Origin of the sequence: Streptomyces sp. MH60 (genome assembly GCF_002939385.1) — a bacterium.
GTDB lineage: Bacteria > Actinomycetota > Actinomycetes > Streptomycetales > Streptomycetaceae > Streptomyces.
This window is the reverse complement of record NZ_MULI01000088.1, coordinates 19,776-27,967: the sequence shown is the minus strand read 5'-3', so window position 1 is coordinate 27,967 and position 8,192 is coordinate 19,776. Positions and strand designations below refer to the sequence as shown.

The 8,192-nt window shown below is 74.3% G+C and carries 7 protein-coding genes and 1 pseudogene; 3 read left to right on the top strand and 5 right to left on the bottom strand.

Features of this window, described 5'->3' with window-relative positions:
* Positions 1–188: pseudogene (locus BZZ08_RS33260) on the top strand (hypothetical protein); the annotation flags it as partial.
* 31 nt (positions 189–219) lie between these two features.
* Here BZZ08_RS33260 and BZZ08_RS33255 read toward each other — a convergent pair.
* Positions 220–1,440, bottom strand: coding sequence for an MFS transporter (locus tag BZZ08_RS33255; RefSeq protein WP_241965630.1), 1,221 nt, complete (start codon positions 1,438–1,440; stop codon positions 220–222).
* 527 nt (positions 1,441–1,967) lie between these two features.
* Here BZZ08_RS33255 and BZZ08_RS33250 point away from each other — a divergent pair.
* Complete coding sequence (locus BZZ08_RS33250; RefSeq protein WP_104635917.1) at positions 1,968–3,005, top strand: NAD-dependent epimerase/dehydratase family protein; 1,038 nt, start codon at positions 1,968–1,970, stop codon at positions 3,003–3,005.
* A gap of 91 nt (positions 3,006–3,096) precedes the next feature.
* Here BZZ08_RS33250 and BZZ08_RS33245 read toward each other — a convergent pair whose 3' ends face one another.
* The 4 genes from BZZ08_RS33245 to BZZ08_RS33230 form a co-directional block, all read right to left on the bottom strand.
* Positions 3,097–3,660, bottom strand: coding sequence for a hemerythrin domain-containing protein (locus tag BZZ08_RS33245; protein WP_104635916.1), 564 nt, complete (start codon positions 3,658–3,660; stop codon positions 3,097–3,099).
* Between the two features lie 99 nt (positions 3,661–3,759).
* Positions 3,760–4,293, bottom strand: a complete 534-nt coding sequence (locus tag BZZ08_RS33240) for a DoxX family protein (protein ID WP_104635915.1) — start codon at positions 4,291–4,293, stop codon at positions 3,760–3,762.
* Positions 4,294–4,451: 158 nt separating this feature from the next.
* Complete coding sequence (locus BZZ08_RS33235; RefSeq protein WP_104635914.1) at positions 4,452–4,943, bottom strand: hypothetical protein; 492 nt, start codon at positions 4,941–4,943, stop codon at positions 4,452–4,454.
* The gene (locus tag BZZ08_RS33230; protein ID WP_104635913.1) at positions 4,940–7,432 is read right to left on the bottom strand and encodes a molybdopterin-dependent oxidoreductase; all 2,493 of its coding nucleotides are present in this window, start codon (positions 7,430–7,432) and stop codon (positions 4,940–4,942) included. The genes BZZ08_RS33235 and BZZ08_RS33230 overlap by 4 nt, the downstream gene beginning before the upstream one ends.
* 107 nt (positions 7,433–7,539) lie before the next feature.
* Between BZZ08_RS33230 and BZZ08_RS33225 the strand changes: the two genes are divergently transcribed.
* Positions 7,540–8,184 (top strand): GNAT family N-acetyltransferase, encoded by a 645-nt coding sequence (locus tag BZZ08_RS33225; RefSeq protein WP_198601840.1) that lies wholly within the window; start codon positions 7,540–7,542, stop codon positions 8,182–8,184.
* Positions 8,185–8,192 lie beyond the last annotated feature (8 nt).

Below are 8,192 nucleotides of genomic sequence, written 5' to 3'. Positions count from 1 at the left end.
CCGCGCTGGCCGAGGGCGGCCCCTCGGCCGGGACACCGGCGGAGTTCCGCCGCCTGCTCGCACCCGACGACGCCGACCGCCGGGCGGCGGCTCTGCTGCGCCACCCGGACCTCGTCGCCCCCGTCGCCGCCCTGCACCACGCCGGGCTCGTGTCCCGCCTGGACCCGGGCCAGGCCCTCGTCGCCTGATCAGCGCGGCCCCGCGCCCGCGGGCGGGCCCTCAGGCAGCCGTCTCCAGGTTCGCCACCGGCGACACCCTCGGCACCGTCGCCCGGCGCTCGCGCAGGAGGTGGCCCGCGCCGATCGTGCCGGCGATGATCAGCCCGCCCGCGATCAGGGCGCCGCGGGCACCGGCCAGCTCCATCAGGAGGCCCAGTGCGGGCGGCCCGCCCAGACCCCACACCGTGCCGATGCTGCCCCACACCCCGAGCACCCGGCCCCGCAGGTGCGCGGGCGGGTCGGTCTGGAGCACCGCCGTACCGGCGGTGTCGGAGACGGACTCCACCACGGCCATCGGCAGCACCATCACCAGCAGGACGGCCAGCGAGGGCGACAGCCCCGCCACCACCTGCAGCAGCCCGCCCGCCGCCGCCAGCGCGCCCACCACCCGTACGGAGGGGCGGCGCAGCCGGGCACCGAGGACGGCGCCGACGATGCCGCCGACCGCCAGCACCGTGGAGACCGTGCCGAAGGACCCCGCGCCGCCCGCGAGCGGCCCGGTGACCAGCACGGCCAGAGTCAGCTGGTAGTTGCGCCCGAAGACCGCGCTGACCCCCGTGACACCGGCCAGCGCCAGCAGCCGGGGGCGGCGGGCGAAGAAGGTCAGCCCCTCGCGCACGCTCATGGTGTCCTTCGCACCGCGGTCCTTCGCCGCCCCCGCGGGCCGGACCGCACCCCGGGCCGGGCGCAGGAAGGGGATGACCGAGGCCACGAACAGGAACGACAGCCCGTTGGCGGCGTACGCGGCGGCCGTGCCGAGGAATCCCACCGTCACACCGGCGAGCGCGGCGCCCGCGAGCCGGCCCGCCTGGTGCACCAGGGCGCCCACCCCGATCGCGGAGGGCACGTCCTCGCGCGGGACGAGATCGTTGCCGAGCAGGGAACACGCCGGACCGTCGACCGTGGCGACGACGCCGGTGACGGCGGCCAGCACCATCAGGGAGGTCACGTCGAGCCGGTCGAGCGCCACCATGAGGGCGGTCGCGAACGCGACCGCCCCGAGCAGTGCCTGGCTGACCGCGGCGGTCAGTCTGCGCGGCCAGCGGTCGACGGCCGCACCGCCGAACACGCTGATCAGCAGCGCGGGCGCGGCCTGGACGGACATCGACAGGCCCGCCGCCGCGGCGGAGCCGGTGATCTGCAGGACCAGCAGGTTCTGCACGGTGAGCTGCATCCACGTACCGGCGTTCGACACGAAGTTCGCGACCGACCACCAGCGCATGCTGCGGTGCCTCAGGGACCGCCACGGCGAGCGGCTCGTCGATGCGGACGACTCAGAGGACTCATACGACTCGGACGCCTGCGACGGCTCGCGCGACCCGGGCGGACCGGACAGCGAGGCGGCAGGGGGCAGCGGGGCGGAGACGGGGGAAGAAGACACAGTGCGCCACTCGAAGGCGGGTCGCGGGACCCGAAGGGGAAGCGGAGGGGAACGAGTAGGCCGGCTGCGCTGCGCGGCCGTTCCACCGATCCGGATACGGCGCCGACCATCGTGGCAGAACGGACCGGCGAGTCGTCGCCGGTCCCCGCCCCGCCCCCGGCCCGGACGGAGCAACCGCCGCTGCCGGTGCCGCACTTGACGAGGCGAGTGCGGTTGATCACAGCGGCCCGCGGGCGGGCGGCGGACCCGCGGGCCGTGACCGTCGTCACGGTGCGTGGTCCCGGTCGGCGGGCGTCGGAGCATGTGAGGGCCCCGGTGGGGCACTCGGGGCACGCTGTTCAGCGCTCCGAGGGAGAAAGGTCGTCCTCATGATGCCGATGGCGGCGTTCAGCCCGCGGGGGGAGTCCCGCACGCCCTGGGACCGCGTCCTGGTGACCGGCGGCGCCGGTTTCCTCGGCTCCCACCTGTGCACCCGGCTGCTCGACGCGGGGGCCGAGGTCGACTGCCTGGACAACCTCTCCACGGGGCGGGCCGAGAAGGTGGCCCATCTGGCGGGCCGCCCCGGCTTCCGCTTCCTGGAACGGGACATCTCCGAACCCGGCTGCGCGGACGCGCTCACCGGCCCCTACGACCTCGTCCTGCACCTGGCGGGCCCCGCGTCCCCGGCCGCCCGGCCGGAGCGGCCCGTTCAGGCCCTCGACGCGGGCAGTCTGGGCACCCGTACCGCACTGGCCGTCGCGGACCGGGACGGCGCCCGGTTCCTGCTCGCCTCCTCGCCCCCGCCGAACCCCGGCGCCCGCGGCGACGTCCTGGACGAGGCCGACCCGGTCGGCCCGCACCGCGCCTGCGCCGAGGCCGTCCGGTTCGCCGAGGCCCTGGTCGCCGCGCACGCGGGCGCCCACGGCTCGAACGCCGGGATCGTCCGGCTCTTCGCGGGCTACGGTCCCGGCATGCCGGCGGACGACGGGGCGACACCGGCCGCGCTCATCGAGCAGGCGCTGGCCGGCCGGCCGGTCACCGTCCCCGGGGACGGCAGCGGGACGCACCCCCTGTGCTACGTCGACGACATGGTCGACGGCGTGCTGCTGGTCGCGGCCGGCCGTTCGGTACGGCCCGTGGACATCGGGGGCGACGAGGAGCCCACGGGCGCGGAGATCGCCCGCCTGGTGATCGAGCTGACCGGCTCCGACTCGCCGCTGGAGTTCGTCGAGGACCCGGGCGACGGGCACGTCCCGCCCCGGCCGGTCACCGGCTTCGCCCGGGAGATCTTCGGCTGGCTGCCGAGCGTGACCTGGCAGGACGGCCTGGAACGCACCGTCGCCGCCTTCCGCGGACGGCGCGAGCCCTTCCCGGCGCCGGACGGGGAGACGACGGACGGGCGGGCGGGGGAGGAGTGGTGGGCGTGAGAACGCGCGCCGCCCGCGCGCCCGGCACACCACCTGCGAGGGCCCGTCGCCGCGGCGACGGGCCCTCGCAGGTGGTGCCGACGGTGATCGCTCAGCCGGACTTGCCGCGCCCCGACAGGGCGTCCCGCACCCGGTCGACCATGCCCGCGCCGGGAGCGAGGAGCTTGTTCATCGGGGGCTTGTCCGGGGCCGAAGGGTGCGGTCGGGTCGGCGCCGTCTTCTTCGCCTGACGGACCTTGTCGCCCAACTCGTCCAGGGCCTGTGCGGGGCACGCCTCGCGCAGCCGCGGGAACAGGTTGTCCTCCTCGTCGGCGACGTGCTCGCGGATCTCGCTCATCAGCTTGCCGATCAACCGGTCGAAGTCGGCGTCGTCCGCCGCGCAGCCCTCCAGATCCTTCATGATCTGCTCGGCCTCGGCGTGGTCCTCCAGCTCCTTGTCCGCGAGCGCGCCGCCGTTCGCCACGTGCTCCCGGACCGCCGGGTAGAGATACGCCTCCTCCGCCACCGAGTGCCGGATCAGCTCGATCGTGGCCTGATCGGCGTACAGCTTGCGGTCCTTGTGACCGGGCGGCAGTGCCTCGATCTTGCCGAAGAGCTCCTCGACCTCACGGTGATCGGTCGTCAGCTCGTCGATGACGTTTCCTCCGTGGCCCATGTTCCACTCCACCTCCAGACAGTCGTGGCGTCACGGGTCCGATCCGCCACGTGCGTTCGGACGACCGGGTCCCCCGGGCGCCGTGGGCTAACGCCCGGTTCAGGCCCCGAGCTTGGCCCGGATGCCGCCCGCCCGCGCCGCGGGACCGGCGGCGGCCCGCACCGAGCGGTGCACCAGGTGGGCGTCGTGCCGAAGATCATGGGCGGTGTGCCGGCCGCGCCACAGCAACGAGGGCGCGCTGCCCGTGTCGTCGGCCGCGATCAGCAGCCCGCCCATCATGGACAGGTTCTTCAGGAAGTGGATGCGCTGCTGGGCGCGGTCGGCGGGGTCCGCCGCCTCCCAGAACCGGTGCGCCGCCAGCGTGGTGGGGACCAGCGTCACCGCGAGGGCCAGCGCGGCCAGCCGCGGACAGCGGCCGAGCCCGAGCATGATCCCGCCGACCACGTGGACGGCGCCGTTGAGCCGTACGAGTTGTTCGGTGCTGTCCGGCAGGACCGGCACGCGGTCGGCCACCGGCCGCACGACCGGCTCGGCCGCCGGGGCCACGTCCTGCGGCCTGCGCAGAGACTGCAGGCCGCCCGCGACGAACATCGAGGCGAGCATCGGCCGGCCGGCCAGACGCAGAAGACTCATGACGCTGTCTCGCTCTCTCCAAGGGGATGCCAACGGGGGGTCATCAGCGGGGGAGGGGCCCCACTGGGATCATCAGGTGCCCCCGGCGGTCGGCGCCATTCGGCGTCCGGCGCGGCACCCGTGCCCTCCGGTACCGCGCCGAGCGGGGAACACGCAGGTCACAGGCTGGTGAGGATCTGCGGCGACAAGTTCTTGATCATGGTGTTGGTCCAGCGCATCTGGCGCAGTGTCCGCGGGTGACAGGAGGAGGCGAGCGCCAGCAGCCCGCTGTCCCTCGACGCCTGGGCGGCCTGGGCCAGCATCTCCCAGTGCAGGGAGTTCTCCGCCGCGGCGACGTGCAGCTCCCGCAGGTCGCGCAGGAGGAGCAGGCCCGGCTCCGGTCGGTGCACGACCGCCTCGGACGCCTTCTTGCGCAGGGTCGCGAAGACGCCGTCCGAGGAGTGGTCCGGCGCCTCGCCCAGCTTCACGCCGTGCTCCGCGGCGCTCTCGGCCAGCCGCCGCACGTGCTCGCGTGACCAGACGGCGAGGTCGGTGGCGACGTGGTGGACCTCGTGCTCGGTGCGGTGCCGCTCGGCGACGGTCACCAGGTCGTGTGCCAGCCGCCGCTCGCCGCGGTGCAGCGTGCGCAGGGTCAGCGTGATGCCGTTCACCGGGCACCTCCCTCGTGGCCGTGCGGGAACGCGGTGGGTTCCCGCTCCGTCGTGCGCGCCGCCGGTCCGCCCGAGGTGGGCGGGGCGGTACCCGCGGCGACCGGTGCCGACGCGGTGGTGGTCGGTGCCGGGGAGGGCCGGCCGTCCCCGCGTTCCACGAGGGTGAGCGCGGCCGTGGCCGTCTTGAACAGCGGCTGCTTGGAGGCCGGGTCCCAGTCGGTGATCGTGGTCTCGTTCGCGGCCCGCCCGGGAGTGTCCGGCCCCGGGCCCGACCCGCCGTCGGTGTCCCAGTAGCCGTAGTGGAACGGCACGAACAGCAGCCCCGCGCGGATGCCGCTCACCCGCAGCCGTCCGCGCAGGGAACCGCGCCTGCTGGTGACCTCGACCAGGTCGCCCTCGCCGAGCCCGAGCCGCTCCGCGTCCCCGGCGGAGACCTCCACCCACACGTCGGGGGCGGCGTCGTTCAGCTGGGGCGCCCGCCCGGTCTTCGTACGGGTGTGGAAGTGGTAGAGCGTCCGGCCGGTCGTGAGCTGGAACGGGTACTGCTCGTCCGGTTCCTCGTGCGGCGGCAGATAGTCGGCCGCCTTCAGCATCGCCCTGCCCTCGGGGTTGAGGGAGCGGTACTCCACGACCTCCTGCGAGGCCCCGGTCTCCAGGTCCTTGCCGTAGCTCTCGCACACGTCGGGGTGGGCCCAGCTGATGCCGTCCGTGTAGAGCCGTGCCGTCCCCTCGGGAGCCCGGTCGTCGCAGGGCCACTGGATGCCGCTGGTGTCGCGCAGCTTGGCGTAGGACAGGCCCGTGTAGTCGCAGGGGCGGCCCGCGCTGCACCGCTTCCACGCCTCGAACGCCGACTCGGGGCCGTCCCAGGTGATCAGCGGGCCGCCGTCCTTGTCCCGGAAGTCCATGCGCCGCGCGTAGTCCAGGAAGATGTCCAGGTCGGGCCTGGCCTCGCCGGGCGGTTCCACCGCCTTGCAGGACAGGTGCACCGTGCGGTCCGCGTTGGTGAGCGCGCCGGTCTTCTCGCCCCAGGTCGCGGCGGGTAGCACCACGTCGGCCAGCTGCGCCGTCTCCGTCAGGTACAGGTCCTGTACGACCGTGAACAGCCTCTCCTGCGTCAGGATCGAGCGGATGCGGGACAGTTCGGGCATCGAGACGGCGGGGTTGGTGCCGCTGATCCACAGCATCCGCAGCGAGCCCTGCTCGGCGTACCGGAAGATCTGCATCGCGTGGGTCGGCGGCGCGAAGTGCGGGATGGTCTCCGGCTCGACGTTCCAGACCTTCGCGAGGTCGGCGACGTGGGCGTCGTTCTGCCAGTTGCGGAAGCCCGGCAGGTCCCCGTTGGCCCCGCACTCGCGGGTGTTCTGGGCGGTGGGCTGGCCGTTCATCTGGAGGACTCCGGCGCCGGGCCGGCCCAGCATGCCGCGGATCAGGTGCAGGTTGTTGACCTGGACGGCGGCGGCGGTGGCCTGGTGGGACTGGTAGACGCCCTGGAGGACGGTGGACACCAACGCGTCGGCGGTGCCGACCAGTTCGGCCCCCTCCTCGATCCGGGCGGCGGGGACGTCGCAGATCTCCGCGGCCCACTTGGGCGTGCGGTCGGCGACCCGGGCGGCCAGTTCGTCGAAGCCCACGGTGTGCGCGGCGATGAAGTCGCGGTCGATCCACTCGTGCCGGATCGTCTCGTGCAGCAGCGCGTTGAGCAGGGCGACGTTGGTGCCGATGCGCGGCGCGAGGTGTACGGCGGCGTGCTGGGCGACGCGGGTGGGGCGCGGGTCCACGCACAGCAGCCGCGGCGGGTCGGCGCCCTCCAGGCGGTCGAGGAGCCGCATCCACTGCACGGGCTGGGTTTCGGCGATGTTGTGGCCGAACAGCGCGATCACGTCGGCGTGGTCGAAGTCGTCGTAGCTGCCGGGCTGGCCGTCGCAGCCGAACGTCTCCTTCAGTGCCTCCGCGGCCGTGGCGGTGCACAGCCGGGTGTTGCCGTCGAGGTGGTTGGTGCCGATGCCGGCCCGGGCCAGCACCGCGAGCGTGTAGTACTCCTCGAGGAACAGCTGCCCCGAGGTGTAGAAGCCGATCGAGCCCGGCCCGCGCGAGTCCAGCAGTTCGCGCGAGCGGGCGGCCACCAGGTCCATCGCCGTGTCCCAGTCCGTCTCCACCAGCTGCCCGCCGCGCCGGACCAGCGGCCGGGTCAGCCGGTCGCGGGAGGCATTGGCCTGCCAGCCGAACAGGTCCTTCGGGCCGAGCCGCCCCCGGTTGACCCGGTCCACGTCCCGGCCCCGCACGCCCACCATGCGGCCGTCGGCCACCGCGATGTCCATGGCGTCGCCGTCCGAGTGCAGGATCGACGCGGACTGCACCCAGCGCTGCACCGCGCCGGGCTCCACCCCGTCCGCGAGGAACGTGTCCACCCGGGTCGGCCAGGTCTCGTGCCGTCCGTAGGGCACCCGTGTGCCCCACGGCCGCGCGATCCGGTCCGTCGCATCCTCCATGCCGGCCTCCCGCCACCATCCGTCGCACTGCCGCCGCCGGGTACCCGGGCGTCGCCGATCGAAGCGAACCACTTGTGGGAGCGCTCCCAGGCGGGCAGGATGCTGCGGTGACAGCGACCGCCTCCGTACGCCCCTACCGCCCCGCCGACGCCCCCGCCCTCGACGACATCTGCATCCGGACCGCGCACAACGGCCGGGACAGCCGGCCCGTGTACGCCGACCCCGCCGTCCTGCCGGCCATCTTCGCCGCCCCCTACGTCCATCTGGACCCCGGCCTGGCCTTCGTGCTGGACGACGGACAGGGCCGGGCGGTCGGCTACATCCTCGGCACGGCGGACACCGTGCGCTTCGCCGAGGAGTTCCGGAACAAGTGGCTGCCGCGGGTCGCGGACCGCCACCCGGCGCCGCAGGGCCCGCCCGGCGCCCGCACTCCGGACGAGGTGATGGCCGGGCTGCTGCACGACCCGGAGCGCATGACCGTCCCGGAACTGGCCGCCTACCCCGCCCATCTGCACATCGACCTGCTGCCCGACTGGCAGGGACAGGGCCACGGCCGGACCCTGATGCGGACGTTCTGGCGGGCCCTGCGCGGACGCGGCGTCCCGGCCGTCCACCTGGTCATGGCGACGGCCAACACCCCGGCCAGGGCCTTCTACGACCGTCTGGGCTTCCACGAGATCGCGGCGGCGGGTCTCGACCCGGCGGACGTCACCTGCCTGGGACGGACGACCGAGGACACGGAAGGGGCCTGACGCACGGA